The organism is Pseudomonas sp. GM79 (assembly GCF_000282495.1).
Taxonomy (GTDB): Bacteria; Pseudomonadota; Gammaproteobacteria; order Pseudomonadales; family Pseudomonadaceae; genus Aquipseudomonas.
The window spans coordinates 91,618-112,169 of the sequence record NZ_AKJE01000110.1; the positions used below are offsets into that span (position 1 = coordinate 91,618).

Here is a 20,552-nt window from a genome sequence, read left to right on the forward strand (position 1 = left end):
CCTCTTCGCGAGCAAGCCCGCTCCCACATTAGAACGCGATCCAATGTGGGAGCGGGCTTGCTCGCGAAGGGGCCCTTACAGGCAACCATTCAAGTCGCCGGCCGAATCGCCTTGATCAACGACTGCAACGAATACCCCAATCGCGGCGCCAGGCCTTCAGCGCGAGCGATCAGCCCATCCAAATCCAGTTCCTGATCCAGCTCCGATGGCACGATCAGAATCACGTTGCCCTCCTTCACCGGCAGTTCCCAGTAATGCCGGTGATAGAGGCCGCGCAACAACGCCGCGCCCAACGGCTTGCCATCGTCGGTGGCCCACTGGTTGATCACCAGCCAGCCACCCGGATTCAGCCGTTTCTGGCAGTCCTCCAGAAAACTCCAGGCAAGATGCCCGACACCCGGCCCGACATCGGTATAGAGGTCGACGAAAATCAGATCAGCCGGTTCAGCCGTTTCGAGTAGCTCCAGGGCATCGCCGACGCGGATGTACAGCCGCGGATCGTCATCCAGCCCGAGGTATTCGATGGCCAGGCGCGGCACATCGGGGCGCAGCTCGATGGCTTCGACGTCTTCCAGCGGCAGGAACTTGAGGCAAGCCTGGGTCAGCGTGCCGGCGCCGAGCCCGAGGAACAGCGCGCTTTCCGGCAGTTCGTGGCACAGCGCGCCAATCAGCATCGCCCGGGTGTAATCGTACTCGAGCCAGCTCGGGTCAGCGGTGAACACACAACTCTGTTCGATGGCATCACCGAACTCCAGGAAACGGTAATCGGCCACTTCCAGCACGCGAATCACGCCGAACTCATCCTGTACCTCGGCGAGCAGATGCTCGACGCGCTCCTCAGTCATTTCGTCTCCTGATCGTCACCGGGATCCGGCAACGTAATAAGACCGCGTGGGTGGCGCGGCAAAGGCGCGATTGTCCGCGAAGCGACGGGAACAGGTCACGCACTAATTGCTGATAACATAACCGTCCGAGCGTAAAACACTAGAGACTGCAATGAGCCAACCCTGGAGCCCTGACAGCTGGCGCGCCCTGCCGATCCAGCAACAACCTCAATACCCCGACGCGGCGCATTTGCTGCACGTCGAGCAAACCCTGGCGAGCTATCCGCCGCTGGTGTTTGCCGGTGAAGCCCGGGAGTTGCGTCGTCAGTTTGCCGAAGTGACCCAGGGCCGGGCGTTTCTGTTGCAGGGCGGCGACTGCGCCGAAAGTTTCGCCGAATTCTCCGCCGCGAAAATTCGTGACACGTTTAAAGTGTTGCTGCAAATGGCGATCGTCATGACCTTCGCCGCCGGTTGCCCGGTGGTCAAGGTCGGACGCATGGCCGGCCAGTTCGCCAAACCCCGTTCGGCCAACGATGAAACCATCAACGGCGTGACGCTGCCGGCTTACCGTGGCGATATCGTCAACGGCATCGGTTTCGACGAAAAAAGCCGTGTACCGGACCCTGATCGCCTGCTGCAGTCTTACCACCAGTCCACCGCAACCCTGAACCTGCTGCGTGCCTTTGCCCAAGGCGGCTTTGCCGACCTGCATCAAGTGCACAAGTGGAACCTGGACTTCATTGCCAACTCGGCGCTGGCCGAGAAATACAGCCATCTGGCCGACCGCATCGATGAAACCCTGGCCTTCATGCGCGCCTGCGGCATGGACAGCTCGCCGCAACTGCGCGAAACCAGTTTCTTCACCGCCCACGAAGCGCTGCTGCTGAACTACGAAGAAGCCTTCGTGCGTCGCGACAGCCTGACCAACGACTACTACGATTGCTCGGCACATATGCTGTGGATCGGCGACCGTACCCGTCAACTGGACGGCGCGCATGTCGAATTCCTGCGCGGGGTGCACAACCCGATCGGCGTGAAGGTCGGCCCGAGCATGAACCCCGAAGACCTGATTCGCCTGATCGATGTGCTTAACCCGGACAACGATCCGGGTCGCCTGAACCTGATTGCGCGGATGGGCGCGAACAAAGTCGGCGATCACCTGCCGCAGCTGATTCGCGCGGTGCAGCGCGAGGGCAAGCAGGTGCTTTGGAGTTCCGACCCGATGCACGGCAACACCATCAAGGCCAGCAGCGGCTACAAGACCCGCGACTTCGCGCAGATCCTTGGCGAGGTGAAACAGTTCTTCCAGGTTCACGAAGCGGAAGGCAGTTATGCCGGCGGCATTCACATCGAAATGACCGGGCAGAACGTCACCGAATGCATTGGCGGCGCGCGACCGATTACCGAGGATGGGTTGTCGGATCGTTACCACACCCACTGCGACCCGCGGATGAATGCCGATCAATCGCTGGAATTGGCGTTTTTGATTGCCGAGACGTTGAAGCAGGTTCGGCGGTGAGTCAATAATTCTTTGATTGCCTGATACACCGCCTTCGCGAGCAAGCCCGCTCCCACAGTTGACCGCATTCTAAATGTGGGAGCGGGCTTGCTCGCGAAGGCGTCAGCTCAATCACCCTCAATCTGTGCCAATGCCACCCGCAACCGCGCCGCACTCGCCCGCGGGCAATTCAGTTGAATCTGCGCCAGCCCCAACCAATCCGCCATCCGCCGCAGATTGACCGCCAACGCCAACATCCCCGCCTCATCCAGCCCCGGCTCTTCCTCATGCACGGCATGCACCGCCAACCGGCCCAACGCCCGTTCGGCCCGTAAGTCGACCCGCGCAGCAACCCGCTCATTGTGCAAAAACGGCAATACGTAATACCCATAGACGCGCTTGTGCTGCGGCGTATAAATCTCCAACCGATAACGGAAATCGAACAATCGCTCGGTACGGCTGCGTTCCCAGATCAGCGAATCGAACGGTGAAAGCAGCGCACTCGCCTCGACCTTGCGCGGCACTTTCGGCTTTGCCAGGCAATAGGCCGGTTGCCGCCAACCTTCAACCTCACACACCAGCAGATCACCCGCCTCTACCAGCTCCACCAGACGCGGCCGGCTGTCTGCCGGGCTCAGGCGAAAATAATCCCGCAGGTCCTTTTCCGTCGCCACGCCCAACGCATTGGCGGCATGCAGCAACAGACCGCGCTGAGCCTCGGCCTCGCTGAGCAAGGGCTGTTGAAGTATCGCCGAAGGAATCACCCGCTCCGGCAAATCATAAAGCCGTTCGAACCCACGCCGGCCAGCCACGGTCACTTCGCCGGCGGCGAACAGCCATTCCAGTGCATGCTTTTCCGCGCTCCAGTCCCACCACGGCCCTGCCCGCTCCTGACGGGTCGACAAACTGCCCGCACCCAGCGCACCGAGTTCCTGAACCGACGCCAACACGCGGCGAATCGTGTCTTGCTGCTCACGACCGAAACGCGCCAGTTGCTGATAGATGTCTTCGCCGCGGGTTGCACGCTGCATGCGCCAGCGCATCAAGGGGTACATCGACAAGGGCAACAAAGACGCTTCATGGCCCCAGTACTCGAACAACGTGCGTCGACGGCCCTGACTCCAGGCAGCCTGATCGAGCAAGTCGGAGGAGTAATTGCCAAGACGGGAAAACAAGGGAAGGTAGTGCGAACGCACCAACGCATTGACCGAATCGATCTGCAGAATGCCCAGGCGTTCGATCAGCCGGTTGAGCTGAACCGGTTTGATCGCCGCCGGCGGCTGACGCCCGTTGAACCCTTGGGCAGCCAGCGCCAGACGCCGAGCCTGTTTGAGGGAAAAAGACAGTGTGGCGGGCATGAGCATCTCCTTGTCTGCTCGCAACCTACCTCACCCGCAAGTGGTTTGTGTAGCGATGGCATCATCATTTATGCATCGGGTCATCCCAGAACGGTCTTACCGTCTCATGCTCCACATCCGCACGGCTCACGCCGATATCCTTCAGTGCTTCGTCGCTCAAGCCCGCCAACATTTCACGTTCACGGTGAAGTTCGTACCAGCGACTAAACTTGTGCAGCAGATCGGATACCGCGTGGATTGAGAATTTTTGTTCCGTTACATGCTCGTTGTGACCTTTCATCGTATTGCCCTCCTTTAGGGATGGCCCAAGTCTCGCGCCAGCGATAAGATCAATCCAACGAATGTTTCTGATGGCATACATCTCGGAGATTGATGAATGTCCGCCTACCCCAGTATCGACACCGATGTACTGCGCACCTTCGTCGCGATTGCCGATCAGGGCGGTTTTACCCGCGCCGGTGAAATGGTCAACCGTACCCAGTCGGCGGTGAGCATGCAGATGAAACGCCTGGAAGAAGACGTGTTGCAGCGCCAGCTGTTCGAACGCGACGGGCGCCAGGTCAAGCTGACCGCCGAAGGCCAGGTATTGCTGGGCTATGCGCGGCGCATCCTCAAACTCCACAGCGAAGTCTTCAATACCTTGCGCGAGCCGCACATGGTCGGCACGGTGCGCATCGGCACACCCGACGATTACGTCATGCGCTTTCTGCCGGGCATCCTGTCGCGCTTTGCGCAGTTCTACCCGCTGATCCAGATCGAGGTTCATTGCGAATCGACCCGGCAACTGTTGCAGCGCCAGGACCTGGACCTGTCCATCGTCACCCGCGAGCCGGGTAACGAAATCGGCCAATTGTTGCGCAAGGAGCGTTTTGTCTGGGCCGAAGCCCAATGCTTCAGCGCCCATGAGCAAACACCGTTGCCGCTGGCGATGTTCAACAGTGATTGCTTCTGCCGCCTCTGGGCATGCAATGCCCTGGATGCCATGGGCCGCGACTACCGCATTGCCTACAACAGCTCCAGCCTGTCGGCGTTGATGGCCGTGGTCAGCGCGGGTCTGGCGATCACCGCGCAGCTGGAAAGCCTGATCACACCGGACATGCGCATCCTTGGCGCCAACGAAGACCTGCCGCTGTTGCCGGAGGCCAGCATCATGCTGATCCGCAACCTGAACAACCCTTCGCCGATCACCGAATGCCTGGCCGAACACATCGTCGAAGGTTTCAAACTTTAAACGCGAGCATCACCGCACAGACCACCAGAAAACCACAGAACAGCCCGCGCAGGAGCCGCTCCGGCAATGCGTGGGCAATTCTCACGCCCCAACTGATGCTCATCAATCCACCGACCGCCAACGGCACACCGATCGCCCAATGCACCTGATCGTGCACCGCATAAGTCGCCAGGGTGACGCCCGTACTCGGCAACGCCAGCGCCAGCGCCAACCCCTGGGCAACCACTTGAGTGGTACCGAACAGGCTGGTCAACACCGGCGTTGCCACCACCGCCCCGCCCACTCCAAATAGTCCGCCCATCGTCCCGGTAGCCGCGCCGAGCACACCCAGCCACGGCCAGGAATAGCGCATCTGCGAAGAGGCCGGTGCGTTCGTGGTGAACATTCGCATCAGGTTGTAGGCCGACAGCGCGATCAGGAAAGCGACGAAACCCAAGCGCATGGATTGCGCATCGATACCCACCGCCCAGATCGAACCGATCCAGGCAAAGCAGAACCCCATCAAGGCCAGTGGCAGCGCATGCTGCAATTCGATGCGATTGCGCTGGTGATAGCGCCACAGCGCCAGCATCACGTTCGGCACCACCATCACCAGCGCCGTGCCTTGGGCAATCTGCTGATCGAGACCGAACCACACGCCCAGCAGCGGGATCGCGACCAACCCGCCACCAATGCCGAACAGGCCGCCGAGGGTTCCCAGGGCCGCGCCAAAAACCAGATATAACAAGAACTCAATCACAGGCGATTTCCTTTTGTCAGGCTGTTCATCCTACGCAGTCGGCTCTGGCGGGGAAACGCACAGCAACGCACAATGGCTGTGCCAATTTCGCACAAGCGCAAACAAACCATGAACCCCAATCAGTTGACCGAACAACTTGGCCTGTTTCTCGATGTGCTGGAAAGCGGCAGTTTTTCCGCTGCGTCCCGACGCCATCCCTTGACGCCTTCGGCCGTGGCGCGACGCATCGACAGCCTCGAAAGCGCCGTTGGCAGCCAGTTGTTCATTCGCAGCACCCATGCGGTGCGCGCTACCCCGGCCGGCCTGGCTTTTGCCGAGCGTGCGCGGCGGATTGTCGCTGAACTGCGCCTGGCCCGGGCGGAAGCGGTGTCTCTTAGCAGTGCGCCGGAAGGCTTGATCCGGGTGGATGCGCCGGCAGCGTTCGGACGACGACACCTCGCGCCGGTAATTGCCGACTTCCTGACGCTTTACCCTGGCCTCGACGTGCAATTGCACCTGATCGACAGCTTTGTCGACATGCAGGGCTCGAATCTGGGCAAGGTCGATCTGGTATTACGTGCCGGGCAGATGGCCGATACCCGACTGGTGGCGACGCCGCTGGCGAGTATGGTGCGTATCGCCTGCGCCAGCCCCGATTACCTGCAACGCCGTGGCGTGCCCACCGCCCCTGCGCAGTTGATCGACCATGATGGCCTCGATTGGGAGGGCCTGGCTCCGCCCTTCGCCTGGCGCTTCGAGCGAGATGGGCAGATGCACTTGCACCGGCCAGCGCGAATCCGCATGAGCGCCAACAATGCCGAGGCGCTGGTGTGCGGTGCACTGGCCGGGTTGGGCATCGCGCACTTGCCGACCTGGCTGGCCAGCGAATATTTATTACGCGGCGAACTGCTGCCGCTGTTCTGCGAGAACGGTCTGCCAAAACCGGAAAGCACCGGCATTTATGCGTTGCGCCTGGAACAGCAACCCAGCTCGCGCAGCCGCTTGTTGCTGGAATACCTGAAAACCCGTTTCAGTCCCATCCCGCCGTGGGATCTGGCGCTGCAAACCAATCTGGACCGCCACTAGTCCAGAATTATCTGGCGCATTAAAGATTCGCCCGCTAGATTTATGACGATCACTGATCAAGGCTTTGAAATGAACACCGAGCGCAACAACCCGGATAACTGCGACGACCTGCTGCTGGATAATCAGGTCTGCTTCGCCCTGCATTCCACCTCGCTGCTGATGACCAAAGTCTACAAGCCGCTGCTGCAAGCGCTGGGCCTGACCTATCCGCAGTACCTGGCGATGATGGTGTTGTGGGAAAAGGATGGGTTGACGGTCGGCGAAATCAGCACCCGACTGCTGACCGATCCCGGTTCCCTCACCCCGCTGCTCAAGCGCCTGGAAGCCGAAGGCCTGCTGAGCCGTACCCGCAGCCGTGAAGACGAGCGAGTAGTGATTGTCGAACTGACCGAGCAAGGCCGTGCGCTGCGAGACAAGGCGCGGGGCATTCCCCAGTGCATCCTCGGCGCCAGCGGACAAACGCTGGAACAGTTGAAAAAGCTGCAAGCGGATCTTCAAGCGCTGCGTAGTCATCTGCAAGACAGCCTCTGACCTCAAAACACCACCAATCCCTTGTGGGAGCGGGCTTGCTCGCGAAGGCGGTTTGTCATTCAGCATCAGTGTTGCCTGACAGTCCGCTTTCGCGAGCAAGCCCGCTCCCACATTGGTTTTGTGGTGTCCTTTCCAGCTTCGCCCGCCTCTCTCGAAAAAAACTCCCCACCAAAAATTCCGTCCCGACAGCTCTAGCTCAATACTTTTAACCGCATGCTTTCATTCGGAATCAAATTTTTTCAAAATTTTATCTTGCGCGCTAAATACTTGCGAGCTACATTCACCTCGCACTTACTTAGCGCGCAAACATTTAGCGCAAAAACACCAAAACCCGAACGAGGCTCACACCATGCAAACTCTCTACACCGCAATCGCAACCTCCACTGGCGGCCGTGACGGTCGTGCGATCTCCAGCGACAACGTCCTCGATGTCAAACTCGCTACCCCGAAAGAACTCGGTGGTGCTGGTGGTGCGGCAACCAACCCTGAACAACTGTTCGCTGCCGGCTACTCCGCCTGCTTTATCGGCGCGCTGAAATTCGTCGCCAGCCAGACCAAACGCAAAATCCCGGACGACGCATCGATCACCGCCCATGTCGGCATCGGCCAGATCCCTGGCGGTTTCGGTCTGGACATCGACCTGCACATCAGCCTGCCGGGCCTTGAACAAGCCGACGCACAAAGCCTGGTAGAAGCTGCACACCAGGTCTGCCCGTACTCCAACGCCACCCGTGGCAACGTCGATGTGCGCCTGCACGTTACCGTCTAATCGCTGACTCCAAGGCCTGACAGGAAATGAACATGAACACTTTCAGCAAAGTCTTGACCGGTACTCTTCTCGCCCTGTCCATCAACAGTGCATTCGCAGGCAATGGGGTTGAACACAACACCCAGGCGTTCCTCGATGTACTGAATGCCGGCACCGGCAAACCGATGGAACAGCTCACCCCTGCCGAAGCCCGCGCGGTATTGGTGGGTGCGCAGGCCGGGGTAAAACTGACGCTGCCCAAAGCCGACGTCAGCGAGAAGACCATCCAGGTCGACGGCCAACCGATCAGCCTGACCATCGTTCGGCCAGCCGGGGTCAAAGGCGAGCTGCCGGTGTTCATGTTCTTCCACGGTGGTGGTTGGGTGCTGGGGGACTTCCCGACCCACGAACGACTGGTTCGGGATTTGGTAACGGGTTCGGGCGCAGCGGCGGTGTTCGTCAATTACACCCCGTCGCCGGAAGCGCATTACCCCGTGGCAATCAACCAGGCCTACGCCGCGACAAAGTGGGTGGCCGAGCACGGTAAAGAGATCAACGTCGACGGCAAACGTCTGGCCGTGGCCGGCAACAGCGTCGGTGGCAACATGGCAGCCGTGGTTGCGCTGATGGCCAAAGACAAAGGCACGCCGGCGATCAGGTATCAGGTGTTGTTGTGGCCGGTGACTGACGCCAGCTTCGAAACGGCGTCTTACAACCAGTTCGCCGAGGGGCACTTCCTCACCAAAAACATGATGAAGTGGTTCTGGGACAACTACACCACCGATGCCAAGCAACGGAACGAGATATACGCGTCACCGCTGCGGGCGAGTACCGCGCAACTCAAGGGCTTGCCACCCGCGCTGGTGCAGACGGCGAGCGCCGATGTCCTGCGCGATGAGGGTGAAGCCTACGCCCGCAAACTCGACGAGGCGGGGGTGCCGGTCACGGCAGTGCGCTACAACGGCATGATCCATGACTACGGTTTGCTCAACGTAGTGAGCCAGGTGCCTGCGGTGCGTTCGGCGATGTTGCAGGCGTCTGAAGAGCTCAAGCAGCATTTGAAGAAATAACGCAGGACAAATGTGGGAGCCGGCTTGCTCGCGAAAGCGGTAGATCAGTCAATATTTCTGTTGAATGTGAAGCCGCCTTCGCGAGCAAGCCCGCTCCCACAATGGATTCGCGTGTTTCTTGCAGTCAAAAAAAAGCCCGACACAATGGTCGGGCTTTTTCATTACTCAAGCGGTGCTTATTTGGCACGGCCTTTGTAAGAACCGCCTTCGCGGGTATCGATCTCGATCATGTCGCCGATTTCGATGAAGTCAGCAACCGACAGCTCGGTACCGTTCTTCAGTTTGGCAGGCTTCATCACCTTGCCGGAAGTGTCACCGCGAGCGGAACCTTCGGTGTAGTCAACCTGACGCACGATAGTGGTCGGCAGTTCTACGGAAACCAGACGCTCTTCGAAGAAGATCGCTTCGCAAACATCGGTCATGCCTTCTTCAACGAAAGGCAGAACGGCTTCGATGTCTTCTGCGTTCAGCTCGTACATGGTGTAGTCAGTGGTGTCCATGAACGTGTAGGTGTCGCCGCTGATGAAGGACAGAGTCGCTTCTTTGCGGTCGAGGATTACGTCGTCCAGCTTGTCATCGGCGCTGTAAACGATCTCGGTCTTGTAACCGGTCAGCAGGTTTTTCAGCTTGGTCTTCATGATCGCGCTGTTACGACCCGACTTGGTGAATTCAGCTTTCTGAACCAGCCAAGGATCGTTTTCGAGACGGATCACGGTACCGGGTTTCAGTTCTTTACCAGTTTTCATTGCGAATATCCGAATTTGGATGGGATTTACAAAAATCTAGGCCGCGTATCATATCCAATTTAGGTAAAACTGTACCAGCGCTGCGGCAAGATCTGCCTGCAAGGCTTGTTCCAGACACCATGTCTCGGCATGTTTTTCCAGTTCAGGCCAGTGTTTGCGGGTTGATTTCCAGTGATCGGTCATTGTCTCACCTGCATTCCATGCCCGCCATAGACCGCTGATCGCCTCGCGGGCAGGCCCGGACAGGCCTTGGGTGTACAGGGTCAGGAAAGCGTCGAGCTTATCCAGGTGGATGTCTTCGTCCTGCCGATAGATGTGCCAGAGCAGCGGCCGACCTGCCCATTGGGCGCGGACAAAGGAGTCTTCACCGCGCACGGCGTTGAAATCGCAGCTCCACAGCAGCAGGTCATACTGATCCTGCCGGACGAACGGCAACACTTGCACGGTCAAGGCACCGCGCACATGCACCGCACCGGCCTTCAGCCCATCCACCCCGAGCCAGCGTTCGACGTCGCCGAGAATCCGCCCTTCGGGCACCAGCAAATGCGTCGGCGTCGAGTCGCCAGCCATCGCGTCGAGCCAACTGGCTAGCCCGGTATTTTCGTAGGCAAACAGCGAGATCAGTTGTGCATTCGGCGCACGATCAATTCCCAAGCCTTGCAGGAATTCTTGCTGAGCTTGCGGACTTTGCTGAAACTGCCGACGCCGCTCCAGCAATCCGCTTTCACGCAACAAGCCACCAGTGCCCTTGCGAAAGCCCGGGAAGAAAAAGAACTTCTGCACGTTCTTGTACTTCACCGACGGCAAGCCGTGACAGCCGACAACCCAGTCTTCGGCACTCAGGTAATCGAGGTTCATCCACAGCGGCGGTTTTTCCCGTTCCGCCATGGCCTCCATATAGGCACTCGGCAACTGGCAGGCGAATGCGGCGATGACGACATCAGCGGCTTCGGTGGGCTGCCAGTTGGCCGACCACTGTCGCACCTCCACGCCCTGCTGCCACTGCTGCGCAGCGTTGATGTCGATGTCCGGACACAAACGCTCGAAGGCTCGCAAATCGTCGACCCACAAGCGCACCGTCACGGCATGTTCGGCCACCAGTTGTCGGGCCAGGCGCCAGGTCACACCGATGTCGCCAAAGTTGTCGACCACGGTGCAAAAAATATCCCAGCGCCAGCGGTTTTTCACTTGAGGCATTTCAGGCATTCCAGGCTCCCGTTGGCAAAGGCGCCGATTGTCCGCATAAATTACCCCGTGCAGAAGAGCCGACGGCGATTAATCTTCATGCGACAATCGCCACTTGCCCGCGACCACCCGCCAGGAGGCAGTAATGCCCTACCGTCCCAACCCGCGCCGTCCCTTGCCGATCCAGTTTAATGCGCTGCAACTGACCGGCAGTATTGCCCTCGGTTTGTGGCTGGGATTCATCGCGATCGCACTGACTTGCTGGCTCGCCTGGCGCTTGTTGTTCAACGAGCAATTGGCGCCCTTGGCCCAGGCGGTGGAGCAACTGGCAAAGCCACCGGTGATTGAGCAACCCGCCTCGCAGAACCCGATGTTCGAACAGTACGAGGACCATCTGCGCAGGAATGAACAGCAGCAAATGGTGGAACAGGCCAGAAGCAGTAAACACAATCTGTCCAATCCAAAATGCCAATTCTGGCTGCAGCAAAATCAAACGGCGCCGAGCGAAAAAAGCCGCGCCAACGTCCTGCAATTCTGCGACTGATCAAGAAGCTCTCCATGCACAAGCCGACCGTCCACCAACTGATTATCGACAAGCTGCGGATCGATCTCGACATCGCTGAACGTGCCGCGCAAACCGCTTACGAAACCGCGACCCACGAAGAAAACATAGCCGAAAACAAGTACGACACGCTGGGGCTGGAGGCGTCTTATCTGGCGGCCGGACAGGCCAGACGAGTGGAAGAAATCAGGCAGTCATTGACCCTTTGCCAGAACCTGACATTACGGCCTTATGACGATCAGCGCGGCATCGAAGTCGGTGCCCTGCTCGGTCTGGAAGACGAAAAGGGTCGCGAACAATGGCTGTTCCTGGCCCCCGACGCGGCCGGGCTGAAGATCGATCTGGTGGGGCAATTGATTACCGTCATTACCCCTCGCTCGCCGCTGGGCAAGTTCGAAGGGGATGAAGTGGAGATTCTGGTGGCGGGCGCTCGGCAACAGTTTTCTGTCACCGAGGTGATTTAGCGATTAATGCACCGGCAGTTCGACGCCGTCGAACAGCTCTTCCAGTTCCTGTTTGTTGTGGCACTGAATGGCCTTGGCCATGACTTCGCGGGTCAGGTGCGGCGCGAATTTCTCGATGAAGTCGCACATGAAACCACGCAAGAAGGTGCCGCGACGGAAACCGATTTTGGTAATGCTGGATTCGAACAACTCGCTGGCATCGAGCACCACCAGGTCGCTATCGAGTTTGGTGTCGACCGCCATTTTCGCCACGATGCCCACGCCCAGGCCCAGACGAACATAAGTCTTGATCACGTCGGCGTCGGCGGCGGTGAACACCACTTTGGGTGTCAGACCACGATGGCTGAAGGCTTCGTCGAGTTTCGAACGGCCGGTAAAACCGAACACGTACGTCACGATCGGGTATTCGGCCAGGGCTTCAAGGGTCAGCTTCGACAGCTTGGTCAGCGGGTGGCCTTGAGGCACGACCACGCAGCGGTTCCAGCGGTAGCACGGCATCATCACCAGGTCGCCGAACAACTCCAGCGCTTCGGTCGCGATGGCGAAATCGACGGTGCCGTCAGCGGCCATCTCGGCGATCTGCATCGGCGAACCCTGGTGCATGTGCAGGGCAACATCCGGGTATTGCTTGATGAAATTGCTGATCACCGGTGGCAATGCATAACGCGCCTGGGTGTGCGTGGTGGCGATCGACAGGGTGCCTTTTTTCTCGTTGGAGAATTCCTGGGCGATCTGCTTGATGCTTTCAACTTTGCGCAGGATTTCGCCGGCGGTGGTGATGATGCGCTCGCCAGCCGGGGTAACCCGGGTCAAGTGCTTGCCGCTGCGGGCGAAAACCTCGACCCCCAATTCGTCTTCCAGCAGACGGATCTGTTTGCTGATGCCCGGTTGCGAGGTGTAGAGGCTTTGGGCTGTAGCTGAAACGTTGAGGTCGTGGTGCGCCACTTCCCAGATGTAGCGCAATTGTTGAAGCTTCATATGAATCCCTCAAAGCAGGTAGACGCCACGGGCATCAGCGACGATATATAACTATATTAATGGTTTGATTAATAAATCTAGAACTTTTTTATCAAAACGCCATTATTCGTGTCCTAGCGATCCCCTTTGCGACGACGTTCCATCAGCGGCACCAGATAGACCGGCACCCTGGACAGTTGCAACACGCGCGCAGCGGTTCGGCCCAATGGCGTTTCGGCGCCAGCGCCATGACTGTGACTTCCTACGATCAGCAAATCGACGGAGAGTTTCTGCGCCTGCTCGAGAATCACCTGCGACGGATCGCCCTGCAGCACCCGCACTGCCCGAATCCGTTCCAGGTCCTGCTCCCCCTCATCCCCCAGTTCTTCGCGAAAGCTGTCGAGCACCCGCTGCTCGATATTGGCAATCACCGTATTCAGGCCCTGGCTGTGAAACTCGTTCAAGGCCTGCTCATCGAGGTAACTCTGAAGCACCGATTCGGCGAACAACCCCATCGGCTCAACCGCGTGCACCACATACAAGTCGGCATTGAATGTTCGAGCCAGTGCCAACGCATGCTGCATCACAAAAGGTGCATACAGACCGAGGTCGGTGGCATACAGCATCGAATGAATCATTGGGACCTCCTGAATGCCAACATGGCGGAGATTGATTCAGCTTAGCAGTGCGGTGACGAGTGCGGCGTTCGGCGCAACGCATTGAACCGCAGCGCTTTAAATCGACGGCTCGTTACTGATGCCATGCGGCACGTGACCGGTGGCGACCACTTCGCGGGCCAGCTCGCAATGGCCGGCCTGGTCATCGAAAAATACGTCGGCGGCAAAGGCTTCGAGAAAGGCTGATTTGGTCAGCCCTCCCAGGAACAGCGACTCGTCCAGACGGATGTCCCATTCGCGCAAGGTGCGGATCACCCGTTCATGGGCCGGCGCCGAGCGCGCCGTCACCAGCGCGGTGCGGATCGGACAGGCATCGTCGGGGAACTCGCGCTGCAAAAGGTTGAGCGCCGCGAGGAATCCTTTGAACGGCCCGCCGCGCAAAGGCTCGCGGGCGGCCTCACGCTCGCTGGCCTGAAACGCTGCAAGGCCTCCCGATTGATAGACCCGCTCCGACTCATCGGAAAACAGTACCGCGTCACCGTCGAATGCAATGCGCAATTCATCGCTGGCGGCGCGACTGGCACCGCCCGACAGAATAGTCGCTGCCGCGAAACCGGCATCCAGCGCACTGCGCACATCGTCGGAATGGGTCGAAAGAAACAGGTCGCAGCCAAAGGCCTTCAGGTATGGGTAAGGACTGCGCCCGCCGACAAATGCCGCACGCGAAATCGCCAAGCCATAATGATGAATAGAATTGAAAACCCGCAGGCCGGTGTCGGCGCTGTTGCGCGACACCAGGATTACCTCGACCCGGGCACGGCCGAGACTGGCGTTCAGGTTCAGGAGTTTTTCGACTAACGGGAACGCATCGCCGGGCTCGAGAATTTCGTCTTCGTGTTCGATCTGGTATTGCCGATAGGCCTCGACGCCGCTCGACAGATAAACCTTGTGGCTCTCGCTCAAGTCGAACAGTGCTCGCGAAGAAATCGCCAACACCAGTTTGTCGTCTATGCCATTGGCCATGCCCTTCCCTCTCCTTTTGGCCGACTCAGTGATTACGTCGGTCGATAAAACTCAAGCTGCGATACAAGGCTTCAATTCGCGGCAACTCACATCCCGCCGCTTTCGCCGCTGCCAGTGGCCGAGTGTAGATGGCATCCAGTTCCAGCGGTCGCTTGTGCAGGAAGTCGTGGTACATGCTTGGCCAATAGTCGGGCATTTTCTCAGTCATCATGAACAGATGGTCGGCATATCCGGCCGGCATTTCGTGACCGCAGGCCGTTGCCCCCTGAACCACTTCGGTCATCAGCGCCTTGATCAGCTCCCGGCAGTCGGTATCGGCCATCAACGGCGTGGTGCTTGCCCCAAGCAGAACCGACAGGCCGTTGTAGGGGATATTCCAGACCAGTTTTTGCCAACGCGCCTGATGCAGGTTCGGCATGGCCTGGGAATCGATTCCGGCGGCGCGGAACAGCCCGGCGCCTTCCTCGACAATCGCCATCCGCGCCTGCTCATCGACTGCCGGGCCGCTGTGGTAGCCGACATTCACCGCGCCGAGAGCCTGATGGGTGATGACGCCAGGTCCCTCGCGATGGACGCAGATAAAACAGAGCCCACCAAGCAAGTGCAGCGAATCGGGGAGCAAGTCGCGCAGGCTGTCTTCGACGTCCAGGCCATTTTGCAACAACAGCACTTTGGCATTCGGAGCGGCAGCTTGAATGATTGTCGGCGCCAAGTCCGCGTTACTGGTGGTTTTCGTGCCCACCAGCAACCAGTCGCAGGGCGGCATATCTTCGGCCGTCGAATAGGCCTGAACCGGATTCAACGTCAACGTGCCGTGCATCGCACTGTCGAGTTGCAGCCCGTGTTCGGCCACCGCTGAAAATTCACTGCGCAACAGAAAATGCACATCGAAGCCGGCACGCGCCAGCATCAACCCGTAGAAACCGCCGATCGCGCCGGTTCCGATAATACCGATTGTCGGCTTGGCATCTGCCCCTATCATGGTAATTCCTCTGCTATTCGACTCAACGCCAGCCCCACGGCTGCATTGAGCTCGGCGCTGATCAAACGCGACTGTAGTGCCCCAAAGAATTCACCGTCGCGCACTACAAACAGCGCCGGCAAATGAAAGACCCGATAACGCTCGACCACGCCACCATTGTTCCCGGCATCGATCCAGCACAGTCGATCGACCGCCAGATCGAACGTGGGCAATTGCTCACGGGCAAAACGGCAGCTCGCGCAGCCGACGCTGGTAAAGATCACCAGGGAAATACCGTTCATCGCCAACAGCCGTTGGTCGGCGTCGAAATCGGTCAGTTCCGATTCGACCACTATACTGGGAGAAACGATGTCAGATGGCCGACACAGGGAGTCCGTGTTCATGGGACGTTATCTTCCTCATCCTGACGATGTACCCGTCGAATTGACGTTGCTCAAACATGAGTGCATTTCGCGGCAACAGCTGCACACTATCAGCCTCGGCGGCGTGGCTTGCAATTACCACCGCGGGTGGCGAAGGGGCACTGCACTTCAAGTGCGCATGCCGACCCTGAGCACCACAATCTGTTACCTGGGCTATGTAGCGTGGTGCCTGCGACGAAAACGCAGCTACCTGGTGGGTATCGCTTTTGTCGACGAACAGACCCTGTTCAGCGCGCGAATGGGTGAGCAGGTTTGCCAGATCGAACGTTACTGCCGTCAGCACGAACCCAAAAGCGAACAGGTGAACAACCAGACCCTGGCCCTCGAATGGGTCCAGCTGCACGCCAACGAGTTCTCCCACGACACGGTTCGCAAGGCATTTGCATAGGTAATGCTGGATTAAACCGGTGTCTGCCCATTGTCGAGCCACGGTGTAACGCGCTAAGGTTCGGCTCCCCGACGCGCTTAATTTGCTGTGCTCCGCCGCGCGGGTTCGCTGGCGGCCGGCACCCGTGACCTGACGAGTAAACGATGGCTGATTTACCGATCAACGACCTTAACGTCGCCTCCAACGAGACCCTGATCACTCCCGATCAGCTCAAGCGTGATATCCCTCTGAGCGACGCTGCCCTGCGCACCGTCACCAAGGGCCGCGAAGTCATTCGCAACATTCTTGATGGCACCGACCACCGCCTGTTCGTCGTGATCGGGCCGTGCTCGATCCATGACATCAAGGCTGCCCACGAATACGCCGAGCGTCTGAAAGCGCTCGCGGCGGAAGTGTCCGATACCTTGTATCTGGTCATGCGCGTGTATTTCGAGAAGCCACGCACCACCGTCGGCTGGAAAGGCCTGATCAACGACCCGTACCTGGACGACTCGTTCAAGATTCAGGATGGCTTGCATATCGGGCGTCAGTTGCTGCTGGACCTGGCTGAAATGGGCCTGCCGACCGCAACCGAAGCCCTCGACCCGATCTCCCCGCAATACTTGCAGGACCTGATCAGCTGGTCGGCGATCGGTGCACGCACCACCGAATCCCAGACTCACCGTGAAATGGCTTCCGGCCTGTCCTCGGCTGTCGGCTTCAAGAACGGCACCGATGGCGGCCTCACAGTGGCCATCAACGCCTTGCAATCGGTCTCCAGCCCGCACCGCTTCCTGGGCATCAACCAGGAAGGTGGCGTGTCGATCGTCACCACCAAGGGCAACGCCTACGGTCACGTGGTGTTGCGCGGCGGTAATGGCAAACCGAACTACGATTCGGTCAGCGTCGCGCTCTGCGAGCAAGCGCTGAACAAGGCGAAGATCAAGCCGAACATCATGGTCGATTGCAGCCACGCCAACTCCAACAAGGACCCGGCCCTGCAACCGCTGGTGATGGAGAACGTCGCCAACCAGATCCTCGAAGGCAACCAGTCGATCATCGGCCTGATGGTCGAAAGTCACCTGAACTGGGGCTGCCAGGCGATCCCGAAAGACCTCGCCGACCTGCAATACGGCGTGTCGATCACCGATGCCTGCATCGACTGGACCGCCACCGAAAACACCTTGCGCAGCATGCACGCCAAGCTCAAGGATGTGTTGCCTAAACGCGATCGCAGCTGATCACCGTTTCACGCAAAAAAAAACGCCAGGCTTAAACCTGGCGTTTTTTTATGCGTTCGCTTTATTCACAGCTTGGCGGCATGCCGCGCGTGACGCTCCATGTAGCGCTCCACATAGGAACACGATGGAATGACTGTGTAGCCCATTTCCTCGGCGTATTGCAGTGCCTGCTCGGTCAACGCCGCCGCGATGCCGCGACCACGCAGCGCGTTAGGCACAAAGGTACGATAAATATCCAGGGTCTGTTTCCCCAGATCCATATAGGTCAGGTAGGCACGATAACCGTCCACAGTGGTCTCGAACTGATGACCAGCCTGGTCATGGTGGATGGACAACGCCTCGCTCATCACTACTCCTCGCGGGTCTTTAATTCTGACCCCTACCTTACCGATGTTTTTCCGGCGAAGGAACATCTACGCCACCCTGTGCCTGAATGGACACCGAGAGAGCAACACCAATCTCGCGCAACCGAGCACGTATCAAATAGTAGGCACCATTGGCAGAAATGCTCAAGGGACGCTCGTCATGCTGGCAGGCGGATGTTGCTTGGGTAATGCAGGGGCGGCCTGACCGGAATCTTCCCGAGTCGAGCCTGAACATTGCCGGATATTGCGACTTAAGACGAGCGCCCTTTGTTTAAGTCACCTCAACATGGATAAAGATATGAGAGCCGCTGCGCAAAATCCGAACAAAAGTCTGGACGATTCCATCTAGACAGACTTTAGTCGAGACTGAAAAACAGCTGCCGAGGTGGGGAACTTTTCTTTGGCGGCTCGCTCAGCTCGGGCCTCGCAGCTGGATATTTTTTATACAATGCAGTTAAAAGTTGCTCGAAAAAGAATCAACGCCTACAATTTTTTTTGCTTCTTGCTATACGTCAGTTTACTTACTACAAGTAATGGGTAGTATGTACGCCGGCTATTTCCTCACTCTGAGGAGACAGCTACTTAATAGAAAGTCCTTGAAGGGGAACACGATGAACAACGTTCTGAAATTCTCTGCTCTGGCTCTGGCCGCAGTTCTGGCTACCGGTTGCAGCAGCGTATCGAAAGAAACCGAAGCACGTCTGACTGCTACTGAAGACGCAGCAGCTCGCTCCCAGGCTCGTGCAGACGAAGCTTACCGTAAAGCTGATGAAGCTCTGGCTGCTGCTCAAAAAGCACAACAGACTGCTGACGAAGCTAACGAGCGTGCTCTGCGCATGCTGGAAAAAGCTAGCCGCAAGTAATAGTCCTTCGGGATTGTTATCAAGCCGACCCATTTTTTGGGTCGGCTTTTTTATTGCCCGCTGTTTCTGCAGGCCATAAAAAACCCGCCGACGCGGCCTGCGTCGGCGGGTTCCTTTAAAGCGTTACTGCTGCAGGTCGATCGGCGCACTCGTTACCATCGACGCCGACGCATTCGGCACGGCGATTTCCACCGGCAGGCCATCTTCAGCGGCAACCACGTCACGCACCACATCCCAGTTCATGCGCAAGTTGTTGGTGATGTCCTCACGCTTGAGCATCGCATTGATCACTGCGGTGTGCTTGTCGACTACCGAAGGGTTGCCCTTGTCGTCCAGCGGCGTGTGCGCTTCCAGATAAACCTTGCCGGCGCTGAGGCCGAACTTGTATGGATCGTTGATGATCCGCACCGACGTCCCGACCGGCACCATGCTGGCCATTTCCAGCACGTTGTTGTTGAACATGCGGAAGCAGCCGTGGCTGGTGCGCATGCCGATACCGAATTTCTTGTTCGAACCGTGGATCAGGTAGCCCGGAGTGCCAAGAGTGAACTTGAACGGCCCCAGCGGGTTGTCTGGGCCGGCTGGCACCACATTCGGCAGTGGATCGCCATCAGCGGCGTGCTCGGCCTTGATCGACGCTGGAGGCGTCCAGCTCGGGTTCGGCGTCTTGGCGATGATGCTGGTATGGGCAATCGGCGAGCCCCAGCCTTCACGGCCGATACCCAGCGGGAAGGTGTACACCACGTCCCGGCCTTTCGGGAAATAGTAGAGACGGTATTCAGCCAGGTTGATGACGATGCCTTCACGAGGACCCGGCGGCAGGATGAAACGCGTCGGCAAGACGATTTCGGTCCCGGCGCCCGGCAGCCATGGATCGACCCCAGGGTTGGCCGCGACCATTTCCGAGTAGCCCAGATCGTAGGTGGTGCCAAGGTCGGCGAAGGTGTCTTCGTACTTGGCCTTGATCACTTGCACCTGGCCGATGATGTCTTCACCGGGAGGTGGCAGGGGTAGCTCCAATGCTGCTACCGGACCCGCGACACAGAGGGCGGCAAGAGACAGGCAGCGGGTGACGGCGGGAAAGCGCGGCAACATCCGGAAAATCCTTCGCATGATCGACAAGGGTATAAAAACGGGATTGTACACCGCCTCCCGTTATTTCGGGGAGACGTAAAGACCTGTGGTTGAGGAGCTTGCCTGGGGAGGTTATGGAGGCATAGGTCTCTATCTTGATGGTGTACATATCCGTTTCTGCGGTCACGGCCTCTATTGGTTTCGCTTTTACAGCGAGTCACTTTCGAAAAGCGCGAAAGTAACCAAAGCGCTTCTGCCCCTTTCGTTCGGTGCCTCGCCCAGGCTCGGCATGCCCTCGCTCCGGTCCTGCTCCGTGGGCCCGCCGCGATCGGCCATCCATGGCCGATCGCGGCGGGCGGTGCATCAAGATCAAAAGCTGCAGGCGAGCTAACGCTCGGCCTATAGAGTGGTGAAAAGAAGAGCGGATGGCTCTGATTTTGGATGTGCTCTGATTTTTTGTGGGAGCGGGCTTGCTCGCGAAGCTGTTGATCTTGCTGTTGCTTTGGCTCTTGATCTTGATCTGTCGCCCCTTTCCCAGAGGCCGAACGCAGGCGTTGCGTAGGGGGCACCGCGGCAGGGATGCCGCGGTAGCCGCCCCCGGCCATGGATGGCCGATGGCG

General features: G+C 58.7%; 24 protein-coding genes. 11 read left to right on the top strand and 13 right to left on the bottom strand.

Annotation, left to right across the window (positions count from 1 at the left end):
* Positions 1 to 89 precede the first annotated feature (89 nt).
* The gene (locus PMI36_RS03005; RefSeq protein WP_007899907.1) at positions 90 to 845 is read right to left on the bottom strand and encodes a spermidine synthase; all 756 of its coding nucleotides are present in this window, start codon (positions 843 to 845) and stop codon (positions 90 to 92) included.
* A 151-nt stretch (positions 846 to 996) separates the two neighbouring features.
* On the opposite strand from PMI36_RS03005, the gene PMI36_RS03000 reads away from it, so the two are divergent.
* Positions 997 to 2,343, top strand: coding sequence for a class II 3-deoxy-7-phosphoheptulonate synthase (locus tag PMI36_RS03000; protein ID WP_007899909.1), 1,347 nt, complete (start codon positions 997 to 999; stop codon positions 2,341 to 2,343).
* A 107-nt stretch (positions 2,344 to 2,450) separates the two neighbouring features.
* Here the strand turns inward: PMI36_RS03000 and PMI36_RS02995 are convergent, their stop codons facing one another.
* On the bottom strand, positions 2,451 to 3,680 hold the full coding sequence (locus PMI36_RS02995; RefSeq protein ID WP_008075680.1) for a winged helix-turn-helix domain-containing protein: 1,230 nt from the start codon (positions 3,678 to 3,680) through the stop codon (positions 2,451 to 2,453).
* 64 nt (positions 3,681 to 3,744) lie between these two features.
* Positions 3,745 to 3,960: a DUF1127 domain-containing protein gene (locus PMI36_RS02990; protein WP_008075682.1), complete on the bottom strand. Its 216-nt coding sequence runs from the start codon at positions 3,958 to 3,960 to the stop codon at positions 3,745 to 3,747.
* A 96-nt stretch (positions 3,961 to 4,056) separates the two neighbouring features.
* Here PMI36_RS02990 and PMI36_RS02985 point away from each other — a divergent pair, with 96 nt between their 5' ends.
* Positions 4,057 to 4,911: a LysR substrate-binding domain-containing protein gene (locus PMI36_RS02985; RefSeq protein ID WP_007899911.1), complete on the top strand. Its 855-nt coding sequence runs from the start codon at positions 4,057 to 4,059 to the stop codon at positions 4,909 to 4,911.
* Here the strand turns inward: PMI36_RS02985 and PMI36_RS02980 are convergent.
* Positions 4,901 to 5,650 (bottom strand): sulfite exporter TauE/SafE family protein, encoded by a 750-nt coding sequence (locus tag PMI36_RS02980; protein WP_008075685.1) that lies wholly within the window; start codon positions 5,648 to 5,650, stop codon positions 4,901 to 4,903. The genes PMI36_RS02985 and PMI36_RS02980 overlap by 11 nt on opposite strands.
* Before the next feature lie 108 nt (positions 5,651 to 5,758).
* On the opposite strand from PMI36_RS02980, the gene PMI36_RS02975 reads away from it, so the two are divergent.
* The 4 genes from PMI36_RS02975 (at position 5,759) to PMI36_RS02960 (ending at position 9,064) form a co-directional block, all read left to right on the top strand.
* The gene (locus PMI36_RS02975) at positions 5,759 to 6,715 is read left to right on the top strand and encodes a LysR family transcriptional regulator (protein ID WP_008075687.1); all 957 of its coding nucleotides are present in this window, start codon (positions 5,759 to 5,761) and stop codon (positions 6,713 to 6,715) included.
* Between the two features lie 69 nt (positions 6,716 to 6,784).
* Positions 6,785 to 7,246, top strand: coding sequence for a MarR family winged helix-turn-helix transcriptional regulator (locus tag PMI36_RS02970; protein ID WP_007899914.1), 462 nt, complete (start codon positions 6,785 to 6,787; stop codon positions 7,244 to 7,246).
* Between the two features lie 349 nt (positions 7,247 to 7,595).
* The gene (locus PMI36_RS02965) at positions 7,596 to 8,015 is read left to right on the top strand and encodes an organic hydroperoxide resistance protein (protein WP_008009416.1); all 420 of its coding nucleotides are present in this window, start codon (positions 7,596 to 7,598) and stop codon (positions 8,013 to 8,015) included.
* Positions 8,016 to 8,047: 32 nt separating this feature from the next.
* A complete protein-coding gene (locus PMI36_RS02960) occupies positions 8,048 to 9,064 on the top strand; it encodes an alpha/beta hydrolase (protein ID WP_008075690.1) in 1,017 nt (338 codons plus the stop codon).
* A 176-nt stretch (positions 9,065 to 9,240) separates the two neighbouring features.
* Here PMI36_RS02960 and PMI36_RS02955 read toward each other — a convergent pair whose 3' ends face one another.
* Positions 9,241 to 9,810 carry an elongation factor P gene (locus PMI36_RS02955; RefSeq protein WP_007943632.1) on the bottom strand — a complete coding sequence of 190 codons (570 nt, stop codon included), beginning with the start codon at positions 9,808 to 9,810 and terminating at the stop codon, positions 9,241 to 9,243.
* Between the two features lie 48 nt (positions 9,811 to 9,858).
* Complete coding sequence (gene earP, locus PMI36_RS02950; protein WP_008075693.1) at positions 9,859 to 11,016, bottom strand: elongation factor P maturation arginine rhamnosyltransferase EarP; 1,158 nt, start codon at positions 11,014 to 11,016, stop codon at positions 9,859 to 9,861.
* Between the two features lie 124 nt (positions 11,017 to 11,140).
* Between earP and PMI36_RS02945 the strand changes: the two genes are divergently transcribed.
* Together PMI36_RS02945 and PMI36_RS02940 are read left to right on the top strand one after the other, a co-directional pair.
* Positions 11,141 to 11,539 carry a hypothetical protein gene (locus PMI36_RS02945; RefSeq protein WP_008075695.1) on the top strand — a complete coding sequence of 133 codons (399 nt, stop codon included), beginning with the start codon at positions 11,141 to 11,143 and terminating at the stop codon, positions 11,537 to 11,539.
* A 14-nt stretch (positions 11,540 to 11,553) separates the two neighbouring features.
* The gene (locus tag PMI36_RS02940) at positions 11,554 to 12,021 is read left to right on the top strand and encodes a hypothetical protein (RefSeq protein WP_008075698.1); all 468 of its coding nucleotides are present in this window, start codon (positions 11,554 to 11,556) and stop codon (positions 12,019 to 12,021) included.
* A gap of 3 nt (positions 12,022 to 12,024) precedes the next feature.
* Here PMI36_RS02940 and cysB read toward each other — a convergent pair whose 3' ends face one another.
* The 5 genes from cysB to PMI36_RS02915 all read right to left on the bottom strand — a co-directional run bounded on the left by cysB (position 12,025) and on the right by PMI36_RS02915 (position 15,983).
* A complete protein-coding gene (gene cysB, locus PMI36_RS02935) occupies positions 12,025 to 12,999 on the bottom strand; it encodes an HTH-type transcriptional regulator CysB (RefSeq protein WP_007899921.1) in 975 nt (324 codons plus the stop codon).
* A 113-nt stretch (positions 13,000 to 13,112) separates the two neighbouring features.
* Complete coding sequence (locus tag PMI36_RS02930) at positions 13,113 to 13,616, bottom strand: universal stress protein (RefSeq protein WP_008075701.1); 504 nt, start codon at positions 13,614 to 13,616, stop codon at positions 13,113 to 13,115.
* Between the two features lie 96 nt (positions 13,617 to 13,712).
* Positions 13,713 to 14,618, bottom strand: coding sequence for a 5'-nucleotidase (locus PMI36_RS02925; protein ID WP_008075703.1), 906 nt, complete (start codon positions 14,616 to 14,618; stop codon positions 13,713 to 13,715).
* 25 nt (positions 14,619 to 14,643) lie between these two features.
* Positions 14,644 to 15,600, bottom strand: coding sequence for a putative 2-dehydropantoate 2-reductase (locus PMI36_RS02920; RefSeq protein WP_008075705.1), 957 nt, complete (start codon positions 15,598 to 15,600; stop codon positions 14,644 to 14,646).
* Positions 15,597 to 15,983, bottom strand: coding sequence for a thioredoxin family protein (locus tag PMI36_RS02915; protein WP_008075707.1), 387 nt, complete (start codon positions 15,981 to 15,983; stop codon positions 15,597 to 15,599). Before PMI36_RS02915 ends, PMI36_RS02920 begins: the two co-directional genes overlap by 4 nt.
* Between PMI36_RS02915 and PMI36_RS0129960 the strand changes: the two genes are divergently transcribed.
* Entirely contained in the window at positions 15,982 to 16,410 is a 429-nt protein-coding gene (locus PMI36_RS0129960) for a PilZ domain-containing protein (RefSeq protein ID WP_032830718.1), read from the top strand. The two genes, PMI36_RS02915 and PMI36_RS0129960, sit on opposite strands and share 2 nt — an antisense overlap.
* A 143-nt stretch (positions 16,411 to 16,553) precedes the next feature.
* On the top strand, positions 16,554 to 17,630 hold the full coding sequence (locus PMI36_RS02910; protein WP_007899930.1) for a 3-deoxy-7-phosphoheptulonate synthase: 1,077 nt from the start codon (positions 16,554 to 16,556) through the stop codon (positions 17,628 to 17,630).
* 65 nt (positions 17,631 to 17,695) lie between these two features.
* Here PMI36_RS02910 and PMI36_RS02905 read toward each other — a convergent pair whose 3' ends face one another.
* The gene (locus PMI36_RS02905; protein ID WP_007899932.1) at positions 17,696 to 17,977 is read right to left on the bottom strand and encodes a GNAT family N-acetyltransferase; all 282 of its coding nucleotides are present in this window, start codon (positions 17,975 to 17,977) and stop codon (positions 17,696 to 17,698) included.
* A gap of 629 nt (positions 17,978 to 18,606) precedes the next feature.
* On the opposite strand from PMI36_RS02905, the gene oprI reads away from it, so the two are divergent.
* Positions 18,607 to 18,858 carry an outer membrane lipoprotei OprI gene (gene oprI / locus PMI36_RS02900; protein WP_003172710.1) on the top strand — a complete coding sequence of 84 codons (252 nt, stop codon included), beginning with the start codon at positions 18,607 to 18,609 and terminating at the stop codon, positions 18,856 to 18,858.
* Positions 18,859 to 18,981: 123 nt separating this feature from the next.
* On the opposite strand, the gene PMI36_RS02895 is transcribed toward oprI, so the two are convergent.
* Positions 18,982 to 19,953 (bottom strand): L,D-transpeptidase family protein, encoded by a 972-nt coding sequence (locus tag PMI36_RS02895; RefSeq protein ID WP_008075710.1) that lies wholly within the window; start codon positions 19,951 to 19,953, stop codon positions 18,982 to 18,984.
* Positions 19,954 to 20,552: the final 599 nt, after the last annotated feature.